The sequence below is a fragment of the Mucilaginibacter sp. GW822-FHT03E02 genome, from assembly GCF_058801545.1.
In genome coordinates, this window is sequence record NZ_JBXANJ010000004.1 from 28,195 (window position 1) to 51,580 (window position 23,386).

At 41.8% G+C, this 23,386-nt stretch carries 26 protein-coding genes and 1 pseudogene; 10 read left to right on the plus strand and 17 right to left on the minus strand.

Annotated elements, in window-relative coordinates:
* The first annotated feature begins 2 nt into the window (after nucleotides 1–2).
* The gene (locus AC1RM2_RS33835; protein ID WP_492989534.1) at nucleotides 3–722 is read left to right on the plus strand and encodes a carboxypeptidase-like regulatory domain-containing protein; all 720 of its coding nucleotides are present in this window, start codon (nucleotides 3–5) and stop codon (nucleotides 720–722) included.
* 66 nt (nucleotides 723–788) lie between these two features.
* On the opposite strand, the gene AC1RM2_RS33840 is transcribed toward AC1RM2_RS33835, so the two are convergent.
* Complete coding sequence (locus AC1RM2_RS33840) at nucleotides 789–1,343, minus strand: metallophosphoesterase (protein WP_492989535.1); 555 nt, start codon at nucleotides 1,341–1,343, stop codon at nucleotides 789–791.
* 145 nt (nucleotides 1,344–1,488) lie between these two features.
* Between AC1RM2_RS33840 and AC1RM2_RS33845 the strand changes: the two genes are divergently transcribed.
* From AC1RM2_RS33845 to AC1RM2_RS33870, 6 genes and pseudogenes are all read left to right on the plus strand, one after another.
* A complete protein-coding gene (locus AC1RM2_RS33845; RefSeq protein WP_492989536.1) occupies nucleotides 1,489–2,238 on the plus strand; it encodes a prolipoprotein diacylglyceryl transferase in 750 nt (249 codons plus the stop codon).
* Complete coding sequence (locus tag AC1RM2_RS33850) at nucleotides 2,231–3,628, plus strand: radical SAM protein (protein WP_492989537.1); 1,398 nt, start codon at nucleotides 2,231–2,233, stop codon at nucleotides 3,626–3,628. The genes AC1RM2_RS33845 and AC1RM2_RS33850 overlap by 8 nt, the downstream gene beginning before the upstream one ends.
* Entirely contained in the window at nucleotides 3,625–3,936 is a 312-nt protein-coding gene (locus AC1RM2_RS33855; RefSeq protein ID WP_492989538.1) for a hypothetical protein, read from the plus strand. The genes AC1RM2_RS33850 and AC1RM2_RS33855 overlap by 4 nt, the downstream gene beginning before the upstream one ends.
* Nucleotides 3,937–3,967: 31 nt before the next feature.
* Complete coding sequence (locus AC1RM2_RS33860) at nucleotides 3,968–4,285, plus strand: hypothetical protein (RefSeq protein WP_492989539.1); 318 nt, start codon at nucleotides 3,968–3,970, stop codon at nucleotides 4,283–4,285.
* Between the two features lie 26 nt (nucleotides 4,286–4,311).
* Nucleotides 4,312–4,581 carry a hypothetical protein gene (locus AC1RM2_RS33865; protein ID WP_492989540.1) on the plus strand — a complete coding sequence of 90 codons (270 nt, stop codon included), beginning with the start codon at nucleotides 4,312–4,314 and terminating at the stop codon, nucleotides 4,579–4,581.
* 16 nt (nucleotides 4,582–4,597) lie between these two features.
* Nucleotides 4,598–5,471 (plus strand): annotated as a pseudogene (locus AC1RM2_RS33870) (Rpn family recombination-promoting nuclease/putative transposase).
* Nucleotides 5,472–5,488: 17 nt separating this feature from the next.
* Here the strand turns inward: AC1RM2_RS33870 and AC1RM2_RS33875 are convergent.
* The 9 genes from AC1RM2_RS33875 to AC1RM2_RS33915 form a co-directional block, all read right to left on the minus strand.
* Nucleotides 5,489–6,418 (minus strand): Ppx/GppA phosphatase family protein, encoded by a 930-nt coding sequence (locus tag AC1RM2_RS33875; protein ID WP_492989541.1) that lies wholly within the window; start codon nucleotides 6,416–6,418, stop codon nucleotides 5,489–5,491.
* A gap of 176 nt (nucleotides 6,419–6,594) precedes the next feature.
* Complete coding sequence (locus tag AC1RM2_RS33880; protein ID WP_492989542.1) at nucleotides 6,595–7,848, minus strand: ABC transporter permease; 1,254 nt, start codon at nucleotides 7,846–7,848, stop codon at nucleotides 6,595–6,597.
* Nucleotides 7,841–8,761, minus strand: coding sequence for an ABC transporter ATP-binding protein (locus AC1RM2_RS33885; protein ID WP_492989543.1), 921 nt, complete (start codon nucleotides 8,759–8,761; stop codon nucleotides 7,841–7,843). Before AC1RM2_RS33885 ends, AC1RM2_RS33880 begins: the two co-directional genes overlap by 8 nt.
* 270 nt (nucleotides 8,762–9,031) lie before the next feature.
* A complete protein-coding gene (locus AC1RM2_RS33890) occupies nucleotides 9,032–10,216 on the minus strand; it encodes an exo-alpha-sialidase (protein ID WP_492989544.1) in 1,185 nt (394 codons plus the stop codon).
* Nucleotides 10,217–10,813, minus strand: coding sequence for a hypothetical protein (locus tag AC1RM2_RS33895; protein WP_492989545.1), 597 nt, complete (start codon nucleotides 10,811–10,813; stop codon nucleotides 10,217–10,219).
* A gap of 63 nt (nucleotides 10,814–10,876) precedes the next feature.
* Complete coding sequence (locus AC1RM2_RS33900; protein ID WP_492989546.1) at nucleotides 10,877–11,494, minus strand: hypothetical protein; 618 nt, start codon at nucleotides 11,492–11,494, stop codon at nucleotides 10,877–10,879.
* A gap of 64 nt (nucleotides 11,495–11,558) precedes the next feature.
* The gene (locus AC1RM2_RS33905) at nucleotides 11,559–12,200 is read right to left on the minus strand and encodes a hypothetical protein (protein WP_492989547.1); all 642 of its coding nucleotides are present in this window, start codon (nucleotides 12,198–12,200) and stop codon (nucleotides 11,559–11,561) included.
* Nucleotides 12,201–12,216: 16 nt separating this feature from the next.
* Nucleotides 12,217–12,840: a hypothetical protein gene (locus tag AC1RM2_RS33910; protein WP_492989548.1), complete on the minus strand. Its 624-nt coding sequence runs from the start codon at nucleotides 12,838–12,840 to the stop codon at nucleotides 12,217–12,219.
* Between the two features lie 100 nt (nucleotides 12,841–12,940).
* Nucleotides 12,941–14,107 (minus strand): DmpA family aminopeptidase, encoded by a 1,167-nt coding sequence (locus AC1RM2_RS33915; protein WP_492989549.1) that lies wholly within the window; start codon nucleotides 14,105–14,107, stop codon nucleotides 12,941–12,943.
* A gap of 99 nt (nucleotides 14,108–14,206) precedes the next feature.
* Here AC1RM2_RS33915 and AC1RM2_RS33920 point away from each other — a divergent pair, with 99 nt between their 5' ends.
* Nucleotides 14,207–15,616 carry a Fic family protein gene (locus AC1RM2_RS33920; RefSeq protein WP_492989550.1) on the plus strand — a complete coding sequence of 470 codons (1,410 nt, stop codon included), beginning with the start codon at nucleotides 14,207–14,209 and terminating at the stop codon, nucleotides 15,614–15,616.
* 67 nt (nucleotides 15,617–15,683) lie between these two features.
* On the opposite strand, the gene dnaJ is transcribed toward AC1RM2_RS33920, so the two are convergent.
* The 5 genes from dnaJ to AC1RM2_RS33945 all read right to left on the minus strand — a co-directional run bounded on the left by dnaJ (nucleotide 15,684) and on the right by AC1RM2_RS33945 (nucleotide 19,949).
* Nucleotides 15,684–16,853 (minus strand): molecular chaperone DnaJ, encoded by a 1,170-nt coding sequence (gene dnaJ / locus AC1RM2_RS33925; protein WP_492989551.1) that lies wholly within the window; start codon nucleotides 16,851–16,853, stop codon nucleotides 15,684–15,686.
* Between the two features lie 207 nt (nucleotides 16,854–17,060).
* The gene (locus tag AC1RM2_RS33930; RefSeq protein WP_492989552.1) at nucleotides 17,061–17,672 is read right to left on the minus strand and encodes a nucleotide exchange factor GrpE; all 612 of its coding nucleotides are present in this window, start codon (nucleotides 17,670–17,672) and stop codon (nucleotides 17,061–17,063) included.
* Between the two features lie 253 nt (nucleotides 17,673–17,925).
* The gene (locus AC1RM2_RS33935) at nucleotides 17,926–18,606 is read right to left on the minus strand and encodes a cell division ATP-binding protein FtsE (protein ID WP_090647474.1); all 681 of its coding nucleotides are present in this window, start codon (nucleotides 18,604–18,606) and stop codon (nucleotides 17,926–17,928) included.
* A 5-nt stretch (nucleotides 18,607–18,611) separates the two neighbouring features.
* Nucleotides 18,612–18,815 carry a fructose-6-phosphate aldolase gene (locus tag AC1RM2_RS33940; protein WP_076378137.1) on the minus strand — a complete coding sequence of 68 codons (204 nt, stop codon included), beginning with the start codon at nucleotides 18,813–18,815 and terminating at the stop codon, nucleotides 18,612–18,614.
* A 108-nt stretch (nucleotides 18,816–18,923) separates the two neighbouring features.
* Nucleotides 18,924–19,949 (minus strand): acyl-CoA reductase, encoded by a 1,026-nt coding sequence (locus tag AC1RM2_RS33945; RefSeq protein WP_492989553.1) that lies wholly within the window; start codon nucleotides 19,947–19,949, stop codon nucleotides 18,924–18,926.
* A 101-nt stretch (nucleotides 19,950–20,050) separates the two neighbouring features.
* Here AC1RM2_RS33945 and AC1RM2_RS33950 point away from each other — a divergent pair, with 101 nt between their 5' ends.
* Nucleotides 20,051–20,404 (plus strand): 4Fe-4S dicluster domain-containing protein, encoded by a 354-nt coding sequence (locus tag AC1RM2_RS33950; RefSeq protein WP_090647487.1) that lies wholly within the window; start codon nucleotides 20,051–20,053, stop codon nucleotides 20,402–20,404.
* A gap of 229 nt (nucleotides 20,405–20,633) precedes the next feature.
* Entirely contained in the window at nucleotides 20,634–21,395 is a 762-nt protein-coding gene (locus AC1RM2_RS33955; RefSeq protein ID WP_492989554.1) for a C40 family peptidase, read from the plus strand.
* 6 nt (nucleotides 21,396–21,401) lie between these two features.
* Here the strand turns inward: AC1RM2_RS33955 and AC1RM2_RS33960 are convergent, their stop codons facing one another.
* Nucleotides 21,402–22,310, minus strand: a complete 909-nt coding sequence (locus tag AC1RM2_RS33960) for a WD40 repeat domain-containing protein (RefSeq protein ID WP_492989555.1) — start codon at nucleotides 22,308–22,310, stop codon at nucleotides 21,402–21,404.
* A 148-nt stretch (nucleotides 22,311–22,458) separates the two neighbouring features.
* Nucleotides 22,459–23,349, minus strand: coding sequence for a class A beta-lactamase (gene bla / locus AC1RM2_RS33965; protein ID WP_492989556.1), 891 nt, complete (start codon nucleotides 23,347–23,349; stop codon nucleotides 22,459–22,461).
* Nucleotides 23,350–23,386 lie beyond the last annotated feature (37 nt).

The window sequence follows — 23,386 nt, forward strand, 5'->3', positions numbered from 1 at the left end:
CCATGGCGGCAATAAAAAGCATCAGCATTCATGAACCCTGCCACGAGCAATGGGCGCAAATGAAACCTGTTAATGACGGACGCTATTGCCTGCACTGCTGTAAAACCGTAATCGATTTTACAACAATGAACGATGCTGATATTATTAGTTACCTGGATAAAAAACCTAATGTTTGCGGCAGGTTTGATAAGCAACAGTTATCACTTTTGAATAACGATATTGGCAATAATAACTATACCATACGATGGAAAAGGTTGGTGGTTGCGGCATCGCTCATGAGCTTAATTCCATTTGCCAGGGCCGAGGCTGGTCTAAAACATGAAACTGAGAGACATGAGAACAAAAAACTGGGTCGACAAAATAGCTTGGCGGCTGATACCGTGGGGGACGTTCTTTTAAAAGGGAAGGTTATAGTAAAAGATGGAGGCTTGCCGCTACCGGGTACTTCGGTTTATTTGAACGATAAAACCCTCACCACGTCAACCGATATGGATGGCAACTTTAAGTTAATAGTGCCATCATCGGCAGATAGCCTTGTTTTTTCATTTATCGGTTTTAAGCCCCAAAAGTTTAAAATTAAAGATGTGCCCGGTAATTTATATAACGTTACAATGGAAGAAGATTTGACAATTGCTAATTCAGCTAATATTGTAGCCGGCGGAGTTTGTGTTCGATATTCATTCGCCCGGCGGGTATGGAATAAAATAAAAAGGATATTTTAGTGCTTTACTAAATCACTTTGCACTTCCCCTTAAACATCCCCATAGGCAAATCATCCATAAAGGGCATTAGATACTGTCTGCGGGTGGCCAATTCTTTTTTGCCATAAGACTTTTGACTTCGTTGTATTCCAATGGATAAAAGTCATGGTTATCTACTCCAATATCAAATGACAACGAATCCGGATCATCTTTTAACATTCCGTGTGAGTGGCCGTACAAATGAAAACTACCTCCGTATTTTCCGTTCCATTGCCTGATAGCATAATGAAACAAGATTATTTTTTGCTTTCCGGATACTACGGTATCATCTGCAACTTTTAATTCATAATAATCTTTTATCCATTCAAATCTGTTCTTACAAGACAGGGCCGAAGCTTCATGGTTTCCTTTTATAAGAAAAATACTACCGTTTAATCGTTTTAGAATTTCTTTAAGCCGTTCGGGTTTGTTAAGCGCTAAGTCGCCTAAATAATAAACAGAATCATTTGAGCTTACTTTTTCATTCCATCGCTGAATCATTATTTCGTCCATTTCCTCAACATTATTAAAAGGTCGTTTGGCATGTTCGATAATATTGTGATGCCCAAAATGGTGATCAGAAGTAAACCAAATTTTATTCATTGACATTTAATTTGGTCAAATATAATAAACTTCAGTTTGGCTTTGAATCTTGTTAATGAGGCCATCATAACAGAAAATGATTTTATAAATTCGCACTATCTTTTTATTTGCGTTAATAACAGTCAGATTGGTACATTGCTGCCCAATGCACTTCCCCGTAAACATCCCCATAGGCAAATCATCTATCCCGGTACATTTTGTGTGCGAAACGCTGGCCTACTTTTTAGGTTACCGTTATTATGCCTGGCTGCGCCGGAATACCCACGACCAGATTAATAACGAAAACCGGCTTATTATTTTCATCGGCGCGGCATTTGGTGCTTTTGTAGGCTCGCATGTGATTGGCGTTTTGGAGAACCCTGCGCTGCTGTCAAAATTCAACCTTATTTACTTTATGGGTAATAAAACTATCGTGGGCGGGATGCTTGGCGGATTAATAGGCGTGGAGCTTACCAAGAAGAAAATAGGAGTAACCGTATCATCCGGCGATTTGATGGTTTACCCACTGATACTGGCCATGATCATCGGCCGAACCGGCTGTTTCCTGGCAGGATTGAAAGATGGCACTTACGGCATTGCCTCAAACCTGCCCTGGGCTATTAACTTTGGCGATGGTATCCGCAGGCATCCCACAAACCTTTACGAGATTGTGTTTTGGATTTTGCTTTGGCTCATTTTAAAGCTGATTGAACGGCGGCGCCAGTTCACAGATGGCTCAAAATTTAAGGTTTTTATGCTGAGTTATTTGCTGTTCAGGTTTTTGGACGAGTTTATTAAGCCCGATTACTTTTTTGGTTTTGGGCTTTCGGTAATTCAGTTAGTTTGTTTGGCGGGTATTTTGTATTATTATAAAGTATTTATACACCCATCTAAACTGATAAAAACCGATGCCTGAACGCCCTTATATTTATTATGATTTTACCCTGAGCATTTGCTCCACCTGCCTGCGCCGGGTTGATGCCAAAATTGTGTTTGAAGACGATAAGGTGTTCATGCTCAAAAACTGCCGCCAGCATGGTTTCGAAAAAGTACTGATAGCCACCGACATTGAGTATTATAAAAACTGCCGCAACTATGCCAAGCGCAGCGAAATGCCGCTTAAATTCAATGCCAAAACGCATTACGGCTGCCCTTATGATTGCGGCCTGTGCCAGGATCATGAACAGCACTCCTGCCTCACCGTGGTTGAAGTTACCGATAGGTGCAATTTAAGCTGCCCCACCTGCTATGCCATGTCGTCGCCAAGCTATGGCCGTCACCGTACCTTGCAGGAGATTGAGCAGATGCTGGATGTGATTGTAGAAAACGAAGGCAAACCCGATGTGGTACAGATAAGCGGCGGAGAGCCTACCGTTCACCCGCAGTTTTTTGAGATATTGGACATAGCCAAAACAAAGCGCATTAAACACCTGATGCTAAATACCAACGGCATCCGCATAGCCAAGGATGAAAACTTTGTAAAGCGGCTGGCCACCTATATGCCCGATTTTGAAATTTACCTGCAATTTGATTCTTTTAAAAAGGGAGCTTTGGAGCAATTGCGCGGCGAAGATTTGCGCGAAGTGCGCTCAAAGGCTATCGAGCACCTGAATAAATATAACCTTTCGACCACGCTGGTTATAACCCTGCAAAAAGGATTGAATACCGACGAGATAGGCCAAATTATTGAATATGCCCTGAATCAACCCTGCATCCGGGGGGTAACCTTCCAGCCAACACAACAGGCCGGCCGGTTAGAGAATTTTAATGAGCAAACAGATCGTTACACGCTAACCGAGGTACGCAGCGCGATACTGGAGCAAACCAACATCTTCAATAAAAACGACCTGATCCCGGTACCCTGCAACCCCGACGCGCTGGTAATGGCCTACACCTTAAAACTGGGCGACCAGGTATTCCCCCTTACCCGGATGATAAACCCCGACGATTTGCTGGATAACTCCAAAAATACTATCGTGTACGAGCAGGACGAACAACTGAAAGGGCATTTGCTCAACATGTTCAGCACTGGTAATTCGGTTGATAAAGCCAAAGAGCACCTGCATTCGATATTATGCTGCCTGCCCGAGATTGACGCGCCAAGCCTGAGTTACGATAACCTGTTCAGGGTAATTATTATGCAATTCATCGATGCCCATAATTTTGATGTACGCGCCATTAAAAAATCATGCGTGCACATTGTAAACAAGGATATGCAGATCATCCCCTTTGAAACCATGAATATTTTTTACCGTGATGATAAACGGAAGTATTTGGAACAGTTGCGAAATGAAATAATAGTATGATGGAAGGTAACGGTCAAGAAGATAAAGTACAGCCGGAAAACGATATCGCAGAGGAAAACAAAAACAACTCTTTCCCAGGCATCGGAGTTTTAGGTATCAACCTGGTGATCCTGATAATTTATACCGTGTTATGCAAAATGGGAAACAGTATAGAAGGCCTGGCATCAGAAGCCCTTATCATTGGCTTACACGTTTTTGTTTGCATTATTATGGCTATAGTAAAAAGAAGCGGCATGTGGTTGCTCAGCGGGTTCCTTGTTTTGATTATCGGATTTTCTACCTGTGTGGGAATACAAGGTATGCGCTAAAAAAGGAACAACTACGAAATGAAATAATAGCATGACTGAAGAAGAAAACCCAAACAACCCTACACCCAAGCCAGATGACTTTTTGACAAAGTACGCTCCCAAACAAAATAAGCCAGGCGAGGGGATGAAAATTGTTGGTTACAATCTATTAGTACTTGCCGGCTATACGGTTTTTTGCCTTTCGTTTTCAGCGGGCTTCATATTCGATTCGCTACTTTTAGGTATTCAAGTGCTGCTTTGTTTAGCATTTGCCGTTGATAAACGAAGCTGGATATGGCTGTTAAGCGGCTTGTTAGTTTTGATAATAGGTTTTTCAACCTGTGTTACGTGGGCAGAAACGGGACATTAAACCAGCAGAAATTAATTGCAGTAACAATGGAAGAACTAAACAAAAAGCAAAAGCCACAACAGCGGCCAAAAATAATCATCATCGGCATTAACCTTGCGGTGCTGGCGGCTTATACTATATACTTCGGCGTCAACAAAGAAGAACTGATCATTATTGGCGAAGCGTTTTTTATAGCCGTCCAAATTATAATATGCTTAATAGCGGCCATTTTTGTTTATCGTAAAGAATTTTTATTAAGTGCATTAGTGGTTTTGCTGATAGGTTTTTCAACCTGTTTGGCCGTTTTTGCAACTTGATCAATACAAAATTTTTATGTCAGATAACAAGCCTCCCGTTCCCGGCAGATATATTGACCCTTTAGTTGATTTCGCTTTCAAAAAGATTTTCGGCAGCGAACCCAATAAGGACTTGCTGATCGCTTTTTTAAATGAGGTATTCAGAGGGCGCAAACATATTGTCGACCTCGTCTACAACAAAAATGAACATCATGGCGACCTAAAGGACGAGGGTGCGGCTATATTCGACCTGCTTTGCACCGGTGATAAAGGCGAACACTTTTTAATTGAGATACAGCGGGCAAAACAAGGGTACTTTAAAGAAAGGGCCTTGTTTTACACCAGCAGGCTGATAAGCGACCAGGCTCCAAAAGGCAAACGGAATGCATGGGCTTACAACATTGCCGAGGTATATTTTATTGCCCTGCTTGAAGATTTTACCTTGGATGACTGCCCCAAAGATAAATACCTGCACGATATTTGCCTTTGTAACAGGGATACCGGCGAAATATTTTACGATAAACTGGGTTATACTTATATAGAATTAGCTATTTTTTGTTAAAATAGGTGATGATTTGGATACTGATTTAGACAGATGGCTTTATGTGTTAAAAAACATGAGCCAAATGGATAAGATACCGGTATACTTACGTAAACCTATATTTGAAAAATTGTTCAGTATTGCAGCATCTATTAACCTTAGCAAGGAGGAAAAAACGATGTACGATAGTAGCTTAAAATATAAGTGGGATAATAAAAATGTATTGGACTATGCCGTTTCTACGGCGAAAGCAGAAGGAGAATATAAAAAAGCCTTGGATATTGCGCGTGAACTCAAGAAAGAAGGTTTAGCAAATGACTTTATAGCAAAAACAACTAAACTGTCAATCGAAGAAATAGAAAAGCTTTAATTTGTGGCTTAAATAAATTACCTAGCGAGCATCTCCGCCAAAACTCCTTCCTTCAACGAATTACTGCACATGCCTACTTTGGTAATGTCCAGCTTATGCATTATAAAACGTGTAATGAGCGATGCGGCAACTATCATATCAACCCTAACCGGGATAATGCCTTTATTGGCGGTCCGCTCTTTATGGCCGGATGCTACAAATTTACCAATGAGCATTAATAGCTCGTCCTCGTCAAAATTGTAATTTTTGGTGGTTTTTAAGTCGAAATTATGGCCTTTTTCAACTTCTATCACTTCGGCAAAAGTTTCAAAAGCGCCGGATGAGCCTATGAGGGTATCAATTTTGGTGTTTTTAACGGCTGTAAACAAATCGGTCAGTTTTTCGTCAAGGTATTGGTTTAAGGCTTCTATGGATGCTGGCGGGATAGGATCTGTACGATGAAACAAATCCATCAGCCGGGCTGCACCAATTTCAAAGCTTTGCTTCCATATGATGCCATCGGTATTCCCTAAAATAAATTCTACACTACCGCCACCAATATCCATAATAAGCGAGTTTTGTGCCGATAAGCATCCGCTGATCTTTACGCCCTGGTAAATAAAACCTGCTTCCTGTTCGCCATCAATAATTTCGATGGCTATGCCGGTTTGTGCCTTAACCTCGCTGATAAAATTTTTTCCGTTTGATGCGCTGCGCAGGGCAGATGTGGCAATGGCGCGGGCTTCGGTTGCGCCACCTGCCTTTATTTCATTTGCAAATTGCTGCATAGTATTTATACCCCGCTGGTAGGCTTCGGGCAAAATATAGCCCTTGTTAATACCTCCTTCGCCAAGCTTTACCGCTTCGTGGTAGTGTACAATCTCCTGGTAGTTATCAATATCGCCATCGGCAATCAATAAATGGAAGGTATTGGTACCTAAATCCATCACGGCAACGCGTTTACTCATGTTGCTAAAATAACTATTTAGTTCATTAGTTCACTGGTTCATTAGTTCATCGGTCTTGCCTGGCGGTTAGTCGTTAACCAAGTTGCCGAAAGACTTACGAAGTTTTAAAAACTTAAGCCTAATGCCGTCGAAAGCTTTTGTCCGCTATGCCCGCGTCCAATGAACCAATGAACCAATTACTCCTTATAAAAAAACCACTTACTCAGTTCTTTAAAGCTGGCTTTTTTACCGTACATCAAAATTCCAACTCTGTAAATACGTGCTGCCACATAGGTAGTAAACAAGAAGCCCACTACCATCATAAACATGGATAAAGCAACCTGCCATGCCGGCGGATCAAATGGTAAACGCACCATCATGGCCACCGGTGCTGTAAATGGTATTATAGATAACCAAACCGCCAATGCGCTATCGGGAGCGCGGAATAAAACCGTTACCGATAGCATATAAGTAAACAATAGGGGCAGGGTTATCGGGAACATGAATTGCTGTGTTTCGGTTTCGCTGTCAACCGCCGAACCTACAGCTGCAAACAGGGCGCTATATAGCAGGTACCCGGTGAGAAAGTAAAACAGGAAACAGCCCAGGATATAGCCGAATGGTATTGTAGATAGTGTTGCAATAATGCCCGCCATAAAGCTTTGCGGCGTGTTAAATGCGTGCCCCGCTATTTTTGATGATATAACTGATAAAATTATCCAGGCGCTAAATTGTGTCAGGCCAACCAGTCCCACACCTATAATTTTGCCCAGCATCAATTGAAAGGGTTTTACCGATGATATAATCACCTCGATGATACGGCTTGTTTTCTCTTCAATTACGCCACGCATAACCTGGCCGCCGTAAATAAACAGCGAAATGTATATGAATATAGCGCAGGCAATTCCAACGGCTATGTTTGCCCCAAGGTCGCTGCTCTTATCGCCGGTTTCGGTAATTTCTACCGTCTTTACGCTAATGTCAGCCCTTTTTATCGAGTGGATAACCGCCGTATCAATATGGTGCTGAATCATGTTGTAATCGAAGGCTATGTTGCCCATTTGCTTTTCAATCTCGTCGGTAAGCTGCATGGGCGATTTCTTTTTAGAGAAGATCTGTACACTTCCTTTTTTTCCGTAATCGGCAGGGATATATAGGGTAGATATATTTTCGTCTTTTTTCGATTCTGCTTTATCTGCATTTAAATCTTTATGATTTACAACAAATTTGATGTTGGATACATCACGGAACTTATCAACAAAAATTTTGCTGTCATCAACCACCGTAACTACTTGGAGCGTTGACAGGCTGTTGCTGTCTTTGGCTACCAAAGCAATAATAGCCCCCATTGCCAGGATTAATAAAGGCACCACAAAAATCATGACGATGAACGACTTTTTCCGCACCCTGGTAAGGTATTCGCGCTGTATAATCAGTAATACTTTATTCATGGTTTTTGTTGTTTGCGTTTACTTTTTCGATAAATATTTCATGCATACCGGGGATAACTTCCTGCAGCATATTGATCCGCACCTGGGGCATAAGGTATTGCAATACGTCGTTTGAGGTATAACCTTCATTTAGCTTTATGCGGATGGTATGGTTATCATCGTCGGTTATAGTATCGCCAATGATGTCGAACGGCTGGGCGCCGTTAAAGCTTAAACGCTGGCCTGCATACTCAACCATATAGGTTTCATTGCGGTAGGAGTTGCGGATGTTTTTAACGGTACCATCCAGTATTTTATGCGATTGATGGATGAGGGCGATGGCATCACAAAGCTCCTCTACCGATTCCATGCGGTGGGTAGAGAACAGGATAGTTGCACCATTGCGGTTAAGCTCCAGTATTTCATCTTTAATCACTTCGGCATTTACCGGGTCGAAACCGCTGAAGGGTTCATCTAAAATGATCAGGTCGGGCTCATGCAACACGGTAGCCACAAACTGGGCTTTTTGCTGCATTCCTTTTGATAGTTCTTCAATCTTTTTTTTCCACCAGGTTTCCATCCCCAGTTTATCAAACCAAAACTTTAAACGTTTTTGGGCTTCGGCGCGACTAAGGCCTTTCAGGCGGGCCAGGTAAATCATTTGCTCGCCAATTTCCATTTTTTTGTACAGGCCGCGTTCTTCGGGCAGGTAGCCAATACGCTCAATGTGCGATTGGTTGAGCTTTTGGCCATTAAAAAACACTTCGCCTGAATCGGGAGCGGTTATCTGGTTTATAATGCGGATAAGCGAGGTTTTACCGGCGCCATTCGGGCCAAGCAGACCGAAAACCTGGCCGCTTTGCACCTCCAGGCTTACGTCGTCTAATGCCCGGTGGCCTGCGTATTGTTTAACAATATTGCGGATGCTTAACATGTTTTGTTTTAGGTTTTATATGTTAATAGTACGGTTTAGATACAGGGAAATTTATAATGTTACAATACACACGAATTGTCAAGAATTTAAATAGATACGAATTTCACGAATTTAAACAGAACACTAATTTCACGAATTAAACGAATTATAACGAATGTTAGAGTACAAGTTGAATTAACGAATAGGGGAAATTATAGCGATCTAAATAAATCGACCTTTAAATTGTTCGCCGGCATTTGTGTCAATTCGCCTAATTCGTGAAATTCGTGTTTAATTCAAATTCGCGCTTATTTTAAACCTGAGCACCTCGATAGCCTCTTTCTGCCTCGATATAATCGCATACATATAGCCATTGTAGATGATGGTATGCGGATATCCGTATTGACCACCTTTCCAAAGTCCTTGTTTTTTAAGGTGATAAAGTTCGTTTGCTATGATGTAGCTTTTATCGAATGATTGGCCATCTTTTGATAATGACAATACTAATGGGTTCCGGTCGTAATGGTGCAGGGTATCGGGAATGCCTACGTAGTAAAAACGCTTATCGGGCAGGCGGCCGAAGTGGAATTTGCTGTCGTTATCAGAAAAAGGAGTTTCTGTTGGGCGCGACCATGAAGTGCCGTTATCCTTACTTTCGGTAAGCCATAATTTACCTTTCCAGCCTTTGCCGGTAACGCGCAGCATCATGTGCAAAACGTTATCATCCGTCTGAAAAAACGAACCTTCGCAAAGCGGGGGCAAGCCAAGCTTGGCTGCGGGAGCATAAAAGGCAGCGGAGTTATCCTGGGTGTATAATGAATCGGGGTAAAAACTGCTGAGTTTCCAACCGGAGATGCCGCGGCGATCATCGGTGTAGGGAAACAAAAAATTACCGCAGATAATGAGCCGGCCACTTTTGGTGGCCTCGGGGCCATGGTTAGGGATTAGCGGCACATGCATCTCGATAGGATTGCTCCAGTGGATGCCATCCTTACTGGTTTTGCCCCAAAGGTGGGTATTTTGACGGTGTTTGGTGTACTCGCCATAATAGGCCACCAGGGTACCTTGGTATTGGTATAATCCGGCAGCGGTTAACACGGTAAGTGTATCATTAACCTTGCCCGGCGATGCCAGGGTTACCGGCGCTGACCAATGTACAAAATCCTTCGACGTAGCATAAACCACCCGCTGGCCCGGTGAATCCTCGTCAATCAAACCGTTGCTCCATATCGCTATGAATTTATCTTTAAAATGGATAATGGAAGGGTGATGATTATACAGCCATTCCTTATCGGGTGAGTAGATCGTCGATCGCTGGATGCTTAGTTTGGGAACACCGGCTTCGGTTTGATAGCTGTTGCTGACGATTTGGGCCTGGGCGTTATTAATAATTGATAATGTTACCACTACAAAAGCCATAACGGTTACCAGTTGACGTAGCAAAAGAACAGGTGGAATTTTAGCAGAAATATTCATTTATGAAGTTCGGAATTGAGAAATGGACTGATCGAGCCTATCTTGTGTTTTAAGATAACCCGAGATCTGGATGAGGACGAAAAGCAACGAGCCGGGGATAATTAAAATGGTAAACATGCTAATCTGAATAACGATGGTGCCAAACAAAATTACCAGCGCGCCGGCCAACATATACAAAATCAGGTAAATTAAATAAGCCAGGGCAAACAGGCTATAAGGCAGCCTGAGGGCATCGCTTCGTAATTTTAAAAACAGGATCATCAAAACGATACTCAGTGTCATCATCAAACAGGAAATGGCAAAAAGTACCATCGCCATATTGGTGTAGGGCTCGGCGATATCTGAACAGAATGTTAGCATGATATCAAGTATTATAAAAATAACGAGGGTGATAACGGTGGCTTTCTTTTCTCTGAGATGCCGTAAAACGTAGATCATGTATATCAATTGTGCGTTAAAAAGCAACTCCCTTAAAAATGTAAAATATAGCGGCGGCTGCGTATTATTTAACGCGAGTATTAAGGCAATAACTATAGTTAAAAAATAGACCGCGTTAACGGCAATAAGATAACGAGTGGTTTTAACGCTTATTTTCATGTTAATCCTTAAAACTAAATATAATTAATAAATATGCGGGCAAAATGCCCTTTTGAAGTTATTTCAGGCTGGTTCATCTGAGCTTAACGCCGCCTGTCGAAACATCTGTTGCTCGTGGTTCAGATAAAAGGATGTTTTGTGAAGGATATGCAGCATTGCAAATGGGGGAAGAAGTTCTGCCGCAACCATGTACCAAAGCATAAACCGACCAACATAATGCTGAATTAAAAGCACAGCCGCAACCGTCCTGACTATCCCAGATAACAGTATGGCGATTGTTAACAGCTTGAATGGTTTTCTGAGACTGGAGTTGCTGACCCAGGAAACCTGGATAATAAAGTACAAGGTTACCCCAACAGAAACCAGGTTAAAAAGCCAGTTACCATTTATCATTGATGTGCCAATAACAAACATGCGAAGTAAAAAAGCAAAGGCATCATAAATAATGTAAACCCAAAATGCTAAAATAATACTCCGTTTTTCGTGAATATATTTTAACAAGCGATGTAAATATAAAAGCGTTATAATATAAGTGCCTTCAATAAAAAAATTAACAAAATAGTTTACGAAAGTTGGAAACACTATATGTTCTATCTTGAAAATGCCGGTTATCGCGATGCTAATTGCATGAAGGATGGCAATTAAAATGACAAAGCTGGTAATTTTTTGTGTTACTTTCATGTGATAGGTTTTATGAGCCTAAGATACTCAAAACCGGCAATTTTGGACGTAGGTTTTGCGATGGTTAAACTTGCTCACCCGCGTTTGGCGCAATGTATTCAAAATCTGGCCGGGTTTGTTTTAGAAACTCTGCGGTTTGGTAAAGTATAAACAGCAATGCTGCTTGCGGCAGCAAGTAAATCAGGTTAAATGATTTATTCAATATGGTTAATAAATTATAGCCGGATAAAATTTTATACTGAAAAAACGGTAATAACATTGCATTAAACAGGTGTATAAAAATGACGGCCAGGACTGTTATACCATACATTCTAAACGGAAAAGTTAACACGTAATGTTTAATCCTGAAAATTTGAACCTCGAGGTTTATCAATACCGCAAAAGAAAAAAGACCAATGATCATAAAATAAACATGGTTGGAAGCGCGTGTGATAAATAACCCCAGTGCCATTACTACAGCGCTAAACAAACAGTTGATGATAAAAGCAATAACTACCGGCCTGGCTTGGTTTATAAATTTTAACAGATAAACTAAATAAACCAGTGGGATTAAATAAGTGCAATCCTGTACGATATCAAAAGCATGATTAATAACCATCCCCGGCGAAAAGGGGATAAAATACTGAAAAATTAACAGCAGTTTAAGCAACAGGTTTACCAGTGCGATAACTAAGATGTAATGGGTGGTTTTCAAGGTTACCTTCATGTGGGCCATTATCAGCTTAAAATATTAAAAATCCGTTGGCATCGTCATCTGTATTTGAAATCAATGTTTTCTGCACGCTTTGATTTTTAAGATAATTTAGTGTTGCAAAAAACACGTAAAGCATGGCCACTGGCAATAGCACTTCTGCAGGGATGGTACATTGAAAAAGGGTATCGCCTTTTCCAAATATCATTAGCAGGCTGCCCAGTAGTTTAAAAAAGTTGATAAACAAAAATGTGAACCAGTAAAGCAAGAAGGGCCGCATTAGTTTCCGCGTCTGCATACTAAAAGTGAGTATGATAATGATATTAATGACTGTAATGATTGAGCCGGCAAAAAGGATCAATAGTGGAACCATGTAATCCGTCGGCGGGGCCGATAGCACGTAATAAATCACTATAAAAATATCTATAACCAGGTAAATAACGTACATGGTGATGAGCAACGGCTTCTCCCGCAGGTGATTTAAAATCAAAACCATATAAATTACCGGGATAATAAAAGTTATTTCGCTAAAAAGCTGAAAAAAATGATTGGGTTGTATGCGTTGCAGTCGTAGGGCTACAGATATGCAAATCGAAAGCGCATAAATCATGGTGATGATGATCATGGCCCAGGTTGCTTTAGTACTTACTTTCATGCTTTAGCTTTTTTGCTTTAAAGTAACAATTAAACCCAAATAAACAAAAGGGACCCGCGCTAAACCGACGCATAGACTAAATAGAGCATAGGCAGAATTGTTACTGCACCTTATGGCTATAACTATTTATCAGCTGCATCAGCTTATCATGAGGTATAGCATAAACCGTATTCCCGTTAATGCCCTTCATATCTTTAGCGGCTATCATCGCATTTATAATAGCTTCTTCCACGCTTTCAACAGTGGCCTGGTAAACTTTATCCAGCTGTTCTTTTGGTAATACCGTCCAGGCTTGCAGGGTGCCTTTGGCGTTATCTTTTGGTGGTACGGTGCTAAACGCCAGGAAAATATCGCCCGAGCTATTGCGCCCCACGCCGCCGCAGCGGGCAACCCCCAACGATGCGCGTTTGGCTATAAGTTTTAACTGGGCAGGCAATAAAGGGGCATCGGTACCAATGATGATGATGATCGACCCATCCTTGGGTTTGGAGTTGATAACCGGCAAATCATCTTTCCATTCTTTACCAACAGGTACGCCGGATATGATCAGGTCCGCCCGCCTGCCAAAATTGCCCTGTACAAAGGCCCCAACCGTATAGGTAGCCGTGTCTATACTAATCACCCTCGATGATGTACCGCTGCCTCCTTTAAACTGGAATAACGACATACCAGTGCCACCGCCAACGTTACCTTCCTCCACTTTGCCGCAGTGGGCAGTGTTCAGCGCCTCAAATACATCTTCCTTTTTTACATGAAAACCGTTAATGTCGTTTAATACGCCATCGAAAGTTTCGGCAGCCACGGGTAAACCAAAAGAGAAATCCACCAACGAGCCTTTGCTGAAGTTTTTAACATTCCACTCGCCGATAGCATCCCTTACTACACCAACGCTATTGGTATTGGTAATGCCGATGGGGCCGTAGTTAAGCCCATATTCGTCAATTACGGTAGTGCCGGTCATTTCACCGTCGCCATTCAGGCTAAACCATCCGGCCGGCAGTGGATCGATAGATTTGCCATTTGGCATAATAACCGTAACCCCTGTACGCACCGGACCTTTGCCGGTAACCAAGGGCCCATTGCCGCTTATTAATGTCTTGTAGCCCACCAAAACACCTTTGATATCGGTAATGGCATTGTACCGGCCGGTAGTGCCGTTAAATTTGATGCCCAGGTCGCGGGCACGTTGCTGGGCGGTGGCGGTGATGATGTTTATAATTATCAATAGAACTATTGCCCAGGCACCTTTGGTTATAAATATTTTCATTTTGTGATAGCGATGATTGTAAAGCCGAATCCAATGTACTTAATAAAACCTTTCTGCGTAAATTAGATTTGTATAAATTGTAATTTCTATCTTTAAAAAATGAACCTGAAACTCGAAACCGAATTTAGCAAGGCCCCCATACTGCAGGAAGTTGACGCGCTGAAAAAGCAGATTGACGACATGCGCCCTTTGCCTGCTGATGTAGAGGGACGGGTGATGCAAAAGTTACGTTTGGATTGGAATTATAATTCTAATGCGATAGAAGGAAATAAACTAAGTTACGGCGAGACTGTGGCCTTTTTAATGGAAGGGATTACCGCTAAAGGAAAACCGCTGAAAGACCATTTGGATATTCGTGGCCATAATGAGGCTATAAACTTTTTGTTAGATGTGGTTAAAGACACAAGACCAATATCTGAATCTGATATCCGGTCATTACACAAAATGATATTGGTTGAACCTTATGATGTAAATGCCCAAACGGCTGACGGACAGCCTACAACCAAACGCATCAATTTAGGCGAATACAAAACATCGGCCAACCACGTACAAACAGCCACCGGCGAAACGCATTATTACGCTACACCCGAAGAAACCCCGGCCAAAATGCAGGAGTTAATGGAATGGTATAGTGAAGTGAGCAATAACAAGGAAATCCATCCGGTGGTGGCTGCTGCATTGTTTCATCATAAGTTTGTATCGATACACCCTTTTGATGATGGTAACGGGAGGTTATCCCGTATTTTGATGAATTTGATACTGATGCAAAAGGGTTATCCGCCTGTGGTTATTAAGATGGATGATAGGAGGAATTATTATTCTTTGCTGAGTAGGGCGGATGCGGGAGAGGATTGGGCTTTTGTAGAATACATTTCAGAAGGCTTGAAAAGATCTTTGGAATTATTTTTTAATGCAATACATGGGAATGATATTGAAGAAGAAGAAGATATCGATAAGCAGATAGCCCTTTACAGGATAGAATTGCTGAATAAAATAAAACCTAAGAAAAGGGTCAGTAAAGCTGAGATCAATGCTACAATTAACAATATAACTATTCCATTCTTAAATAAGCTAAATTCGAAGTTGTCATCGCTATATAAAGATATCTTTGAGGTTTTTAAAATAACTGCAGACATATCACCGGCAGTGAATATTGACAAATACTTGGCTGCAAATAAAATAAGTTCTTTAGATGGCTATGATGTCGTTGACCATATAATTTGGAGCATGTCCTCTAAAGAGAAGATAACGTCTATTTATATTACTGTTAATTTGGAAAGGTTTAAGCATCCGGAGGATACATTTGACGCATCTGGATCAATTGAATTTGGTTTTGAAGATGAAGAATACTCGGTTACTGATAATAATAATTTAGAAATCTATAAGTTCTACCGTGAAACCTTGTCAAGAAAAGACGAAAGTGAAATTATATCTGAGCTTGTAGAAAGTATCAAAGAGTTAATAGATCATAACGCAGAAGTTATAAACTCAAAAAGCCCGAAGTCATAAACTCCGGGCTTTCCTATTTTGCAGCTAAAACCTTTCAGCTTTCGCCTTTATCCTTTCACCTCAATAGTTACTCAAAATATTCCTTCATCCGTTCAAAAAAGCTTTTTTCATTTTTGCCCGGATTGGGTTTAAAGTTAGGAGATGATTGTAATTTTTCCAATATCTCGCGCTCTTCACGGCTTACAATTTTGGGTGTCCAGATGTTGATGTGCACCAGTTGGTCGCCACGGTGATACGAGTTTACTTCGGGTACGCCTTTGCCTTTCAGGCGCAATATTTTGCCGCCCTGGGTTCCTGGGTCAATTTTTATTTTGGCTTTACCGTCAATAGTTGGTACTTCAACAGTGGTGCCCAATGTTGCATCAACAAAGTTTACATGCAAATCGTATATCACGTTGTTACCATCGCGTTTTAAAGTTTCGTGCGGAATCTCCTCGATCAAAATGATCAAATCGCCGGGTACACCGCCACGTGGGGCCGCGTTACCTTTGCCGCTCATGCTCAGCTGCATGCCTTCGCTTACACCGGCAGGTACATTGATGGTGATCAATTCCTCGCCGCGCACTACGCCATCACCATGACAAACATTACATTTTGACAGTATGGTTGAGCCTTCGCCGTTACAGGTAGGGCAGGTGCTGGTTGTTTGCATCTGGCCCAAAATGGTATTGGTTACCCTGCGTACCGCGCCCGAGCCACCACATGTTTTACAGGTTTGGAAAGATGCCTTATCTTTTGCGCCGCTGCCATCGCAGGTTTTGCAGACGATTTGTTTATTAACTTTTATTTTCTTTTCGGCGCCGTTGGCAATTTCTTCAAGGGTCAAGCGTACTTTAATACGCAGATTGCTACCACGGGCAACACGCCTGCCGCCGGCACCGCCACCCTGGCGGCCACCGCCACCAAAGAAACCTTCAAACGGACTGCCGCCGCCAAAAATATCGCCAAACTGGCTAAATATGTCGTTCATATCCATACCGCCGCCGCCATAACCGCCGCCATTTGGCGATGAAGCATTGGCCGCATGACCAAACTGGTCATAACGCTGGCGCTTCTCAGGACTGCTTAAAACTTCATAAGCTTCAGCAGCTTCCTTAAATTTCTCTTCCGCCTCTTTGTCACCCTGATTTTTATCCGGGTGATATTTAATAGCCATTTTACGATATGCCTTCTTTATCTCATCAGCATCTGATCCCTTTGAAATGCCCAGTACATCGTAATAATCTCTTTTAGCCATATTTTTAATGTTGAATTATTGAATTACTGAATTATTGAAGTGTTTTAATTATTGAATTAATGATTTATTGAATTAGTGATTGAAGAACTATTATCGTAGTCTTCAATTTGTTGGTTTGATCACGATGGTTAATAACCGACTAATAAATCAAGCCTTCTCCAATTTTAAAATTCAATAATTCACTAATTCAGACCCTCAATAATTAATTTACGCTCCTACAATTACTTTGGCAAAACGGATAACCCTGTCTTTAAGGGTGTAGCCTTTTTCCATTTCGTCAATAACCTTGCCTTTAAGGTCATCGGTAGGGGCGGGTATATTTGTAATAGCTTCGTGTACATCAGCGTCAAAAGGCGAACCTATTGACCCCATTTCTGCCAAACCCTTTTGCGCAAGGATGTTTTTTAACTTGTTTTGTATCAGTGTAACACCTTCTTTAACAGAAGCAACATCAACAGCTTTTTCAATGGCACGTTGCGCGCGCTCAAAATCGTCTAAAACCGGCAGCAGAGCAATAATCAAATCTTTGCCTTCAGTTTCACGGGCTTCAGTGCGTTCCTTTTGGGTACGCCTGCGGAAGTTGTCAAATTCGGCATACAAACGTAAATACTTATCATTGGCCTGCGCCAGTTCGGCTTTTAACTTCTCTTCGGCAGTAGGGCCGGGTGTTTCTTCAGTTTCAACAGCCTCAACAGTTTCGGCCTGCTGGTCTTTCAGTTGTTGCTCTTCGGCTAAATTTTCCCGTGTAGGCTCATTAATATTTTCAGGGGTATCCATATTTTCTTTCTTCTTTTTCTTCAACATGTCGTTAAATTTCATAGCTGATAGTGCCAATCAAGTATCCTGCCATAGCCGTAAAGCCGACAAGGTGTCAGTGGTATGTTTTATAACAGGCAGGAGTGGCGCAATATGCGCAAGGCTGACAGGATTATTTGTCTGATTCTTTTTGTCTCAACTCGAATTAATCAGATTGAGGGATTACCAGGATTTTGCAAATAAATCCAAAAAATCTGTTTAATCCGAGTTCAGAAAATAATCAATGAAATCAAAATAAATCGGTGAAATACCCCAATTATATTACCGCATCCTCCAAAACCTTACCGTTCTCGCACTTAATAATGCGCGATGGGAAAGTGCGGATGATATGATAATCATGTGTGGCAATTAACACCGCGGTGCCCGACTGGCTGATCTGTTTCAACAGCAACACAATCTCTTCGGATGTTTCGGGGTCAAGGTTGCCGGTTGGCTCATCGGCCAGGATAATTTCGGGGTTGTTGAGCAGGGCGCGGGCAATTACCACGCGTTGTTGTTCGCCGCCGGAAAGCTCATGCGGCATTTTTTTAAGTTTGGAACGCAGGCCAACTTTTTCTAACACGTCAAGGGTGCGCTCGGCTATTAGCTTTTTGTCCTTCCAACCTGTGGCGCGCATTACGAAAAGCAGGTTTTGCTCTATAGATCTATCAGTAAGTAATTGAAAATCCTGGAAAACTATTCCCAGCTTACGGCGTAAATAAGGCACGTCACGCCCCGATAATTTACTCAACTCGTAGCCGCAGGCATGGCCGGTGCCTGCTTTTATACCCAGGTCGCCATAAATAACTTTAAGCAGGCTGCTTTTACCCGATCCGGTAGAGCCTATAAGCCATACAAAATCGCCTTTATCAACATGCAGGTTTACGTTTGACAGTACCAGGTGCGCCTGCTGAAAAATATCAACACCGTTTAGCTTTATAATAGAGTTCCCAATCATCTTTTTTATAGCTCTAATTTCAGGATCTGCCCGAAAGGTAAATCCTTAATAATATTCATAATATACTCCGCCTTATCCGCCAGCCCCACCTTATCCAATGATTTATCGGGCCTGTCTACCCTGAAATAAGCCAGCAGCGTAAACTTATCATCCCGCAGCTGTACATAATCGGGTATTTTGGCAACGCCTTTAACTTTTATAATATACATTTTTCAAGGTGAAAGGTTAAAGGTAAAAGGAGAAAGGTAAAGCACCCGGTACAACCTTTTGCCTTTTACCTTTCGGCTTTCGCCTCAAAAACCAAAGGTATTGTTATTTTAAAGATTTGACAAAAATTCCATTGTATCAATCCCGTCGGCATAATCCCATAAGGCGGGGCGCTGGCTTTGGCCAAACGTAACTACCTGGCTGGGTACGCTAATAGGGGCATTGGTAACAATACACTGAATATTGTCGCTTTGTTTTTGTAATAATTCCTGGGCCTGGGCAAGATCGTCGTAATAATTAAAATACAGTACAGCAAGCGGCGACGCCAGCCGGTCATCTTCCTTTACCATTAAAAAGCCGTTGTCAAGGTGCTTGTCGCTGTTTACCAGGTAGATAGATTTGTTGTAATCGTAATTATTGTTGTACTTATGATGGTGGATGATAGCCTTATGATTTTCAATCGATTCAAAAAAGAAATTGAAATTGTAATCTTTTGGCACCAGCAGCTTGCTCACATTGCGGCAACCAAGCCCATAATAATCAAAAATGTCATGGCCAAGGTTAAACAATTGTTCTGCCGTTTCATCGCCGGTTAACAGTGCAATACTATTCCTGTTTTTACGGATGATGTTGGGGACTTTGCCAAAGTAATAGTCAAAATAGCGCGAGCTATTGTTGCTTCCGGTTGCTATAACGGCGTCAAAATCGGATAAACGCTCGATAAAGCTAAACTGGTTGGCAAAGCTGTCGTCAATGGCTACCAACCGTTCTAAAACAGTTTTTATTAGGCGGCCATCCTGTGATGATGCTTTGATTAGCGCGTGATTGCCGGATGCCAGCACGCACAACACGTCATGAAAACCAACCAAGGGGATATTTCCTGCCAAAATAAGGCCTACTTTTTTGCCCGGGGCGTGGTTATCAAGGTTATATTTAGAGAGCCAGGTTTGCAAATCCTCCTCGTTTAGCATTTTGCCAATGGCCGTTACTGCCTGTAATACGCTCTCGGGTGTAAACCAGGCGTTATAGTAGCGTTCGTCTTCAATGATGGCCATTAACTGTGCATCGGGTGCAATTAGTTGCTTTCCTAAGGCCGAAAATGAATTTATGGAAATTTTTATGTTAAATTTTGACATATATATGGTGAGGATTGAAACCCCTAAAGCCTTTTTTTGTTATATTTGTGCGCTTGTAAATTACGGGCAAAGTTAATTGAGATTATTATATATTTAGAAATATGGCGATTAAAATCACCGATGAATGCATAAACTGCGGAGCCTGCGAGCCGGAATGCCCCAATAATGCAATTTATGATGCAGGTGCGGCATGGCGTTTTAGCGATGGTACCGGCCTTAAAGGAATTATTGATTTTGGAGATGGCAATACTTTAAATGCCGAGGAAACTCAGGCTGCCTTGTCCGACGAGATATATTATATAGTACCTGATAAGTGTACCGAGTGTGTTGGTTTTCATGACGAACCACAATGTGCTGCGGTTTGCCCGGTTGATTGCTGTGTGGATGATGAGGATATCCGTGAAACACAGGAAGAATTGTTAGCCAAAAAAGATTGGCTGCATATGAATGAGTAATACGTTTTTTGAAAAATATTTAAAAGGGAACAGCTTGCTGCTCCCTTTTTTTGTAATTTATTTCGAAATAAATTAACTAACTTTTAATATTTTAATAAATTAGCCTTATAAATTTTAGCTTTATCTCCTCCACAGGCTAAAATATATCTTGAAAACCAATTAAAAACGGTGTAATTATTGAGCGCTTATTGCATCTTAGTTACATTAATTTTTGCATTTAATCTGATCTATGGAATATGGTATTTGTAACCTTGCTGTAATCCCGCTTCGCGCCCTGCCTGATGACAGGAGCGAACAGGTATCGCAAGTGTTATTTGGCGAAACATTTGAAATTAAGGAGTGGACAGAGCGCTGGGTTAAAATTGTTACCACAAATGATAATTATACCGGTTGGATAGGCAGGCTGCAATTTGCCATGTTGGGCCATGTAGCTTATAAGCACCAGCAAAATGCCCCAGCCCCGCTAACTTACAGGGCGGTAACCCAGGCCTGGAAAATTATTGATAATTCTGTACTTTATTTGCCTGCGGGCAGCTCACTTACCGGTTTAAAAGGAACAACCTGCAAAATAGGAAATGATAAATTTGAGATCATTGGCGAAATAGGCGAAAAAGAAGATATGGTAACTACCGCCAAATCGTTTTTAAATGCACCCTATTTGTGGGGCGGCCGTACCCATTTTGGCATCGATTGTTCGGGCTTTACGCAGGTAGTATTCGCCCTGAACAAAATAAAACTCAGGCGTGATGCAAGCCAGCAGGCCGAAGAAGGAAAAGAAGTAGTCAACCTGCAAGCAGGCCGCCTTGGCGATCTGGCCTTTTTTAATAATCCCGAAGGGCGTGTTACGCACGTGGGCATCCTGTTAAACAATGAATATATTATCCATGCATCCGGTAAAGTAAAAATAGACCTTATTGATAACGACGGTATTTACTCCGCCGAAATGAAACGTTACACCCATAAATTGCATAGCATCAGGAGGTTTATGTAAGCCGGGTTAATCCTGGAACTTTATATCCCAAATAAAAATATTTTTATCATCACTAACAGATAATAGCTGATCGCCGTTCCACGCCAGTTTATTTATTGACAGGGGATGGCTTGGGTATCCTTTTTCGCGGCTGATGATCTTGTACAGTTTAAAATCATCGGCTCCCCATATTTTAATGCTTTTATCCATGCTGGCTGTAGCAAAATAGGGCTGGGTGGGGTGGAAGAGGATATGGTTAACTGCAAACAAATGTGCCGGGATGTTTTTAACCAACTGATACGATGTTGTATCCCAGATTTTTACCTGCGCATCGCGACCGCCCGATACCAGGCAAGCACCATCAATACTATATGCTAATGCAAAAACAGACATGGTGTGCCCGTGCAGCGCCTTCACTAAGGTGTAATCCTCTAAATCGTAAATTTTAATCACATTGTCCCTGCATCCAAAAGCAACCTGCTTTTCATCCGGCGAAACAGCTATGCAACGAACTGTATCTGCCGATACTTTAATGCTGTGCACCATATCCAATGTATCAAGGCTCCAAACAGACACTGTGCCATCCTCAGAGGCTATCAGCAGTTCTTTTTTACCACTCACAGACTTGATATCAAACACCGGCTTAAGGTGATGATTGAGCGATTTGATGACCTTTTGCTGAATAAAATCAAAAACCAGTACCTGGCCGCTGCGCAGGCCAGCAAACATTAACGGATAACCTGCCGGGCAATGAATGGCATAAATCGATGCATTAACAGGAAACATCACCTTAATGAAGGCATTTGTTTTCAGGCTCCACTCCACCAAGCCTTTGTCATTGCCGCCGGTAAATAGTATCCCCGGTTTTTGTGATAACTCCAAAGTGAAAATAGGGTTGCCATGCCCGGTAAGTTCGGCTATTTTTTCTGCAATCATTTTGTTAGTATCAAGTAGCAAGTATCAAATTTAGTATCAAGTAGTAAGTATCAAGTATCAAGATGGTTTAATGATTGATACGTGACTTTTAACAAAAGTAGGGTTTTTAGGAGGATGCTTTAACGGTTATTGATCAGGCAAAAGCAATCTATTTCGCGGTTTCGTCATACGCGGCCCTTGCTATGCGGGCAATAACCAATTCGCGGGCTTTTAAATCAACGGGAGAATTGGTAACCAAAATGGCAATAGCCAGGTGATTACCGTTGGGCAGCATAATAATGCCGGTATCGTTGGTAGCTGCCGAAATCCCCTTTTCGTTGGTGCCCGAGCGGCCGGTTTTATGATATACTATTGTACCAGCGGGCAATAAGCCTTTAATCTGGTTGGGGCCGGTTGAGGTTTCCTGCATAATTTTCCATAAATAGGCGTGGCTGGCTGTCGAAAGAAAATTGGGTTTAAAGGCCACATTCAATAAATGAGTAAGTTCAGAAGCCATTACCCAATCGGTAAACTGTACGTCCCAGGCTTGCGCCATTTGATATTCCGAGGCTTTTATAGAGAAGTTTTTGATCCCGATATGGTGGATATAGGTATCTACAACATCTGTTCCGCCTAAGACTTTTAACAGCTTATCGCAGGCAACATTGTCACTTAACGATACCATGTAGCTGAGCAACTCCCTTATCGAAACATCCACATTTGCAGCGGGATATTTATCCTGTAAAGGACTGTATGTTTTAAACAAGTCGCTTTTATCCAGGCGAACTAACTGATCCAATGTGAATTTTCCTTCGTCAATCTCATGCAAAACGGTAATGGCAATCGGGAATTTCATTACACTCTGCATTGGCTGGCGCAGGTATCCGTTATATGTTAACGTATCACCCGTTTCAAGGTTTAATACCGAAACCCCAACAGTACCCTTTGCATCCTTTGCAATTTCGGCAATCTTCCTCCTAAGCCCATCTTGTTGCGCATTGGCACTGTCAATAAAAAGAAAACAAAACAACAAGATATAAAAAACAACATGCTTCACCATAAGTTCTCCATTAATGACCAATGACCAATGACCAATG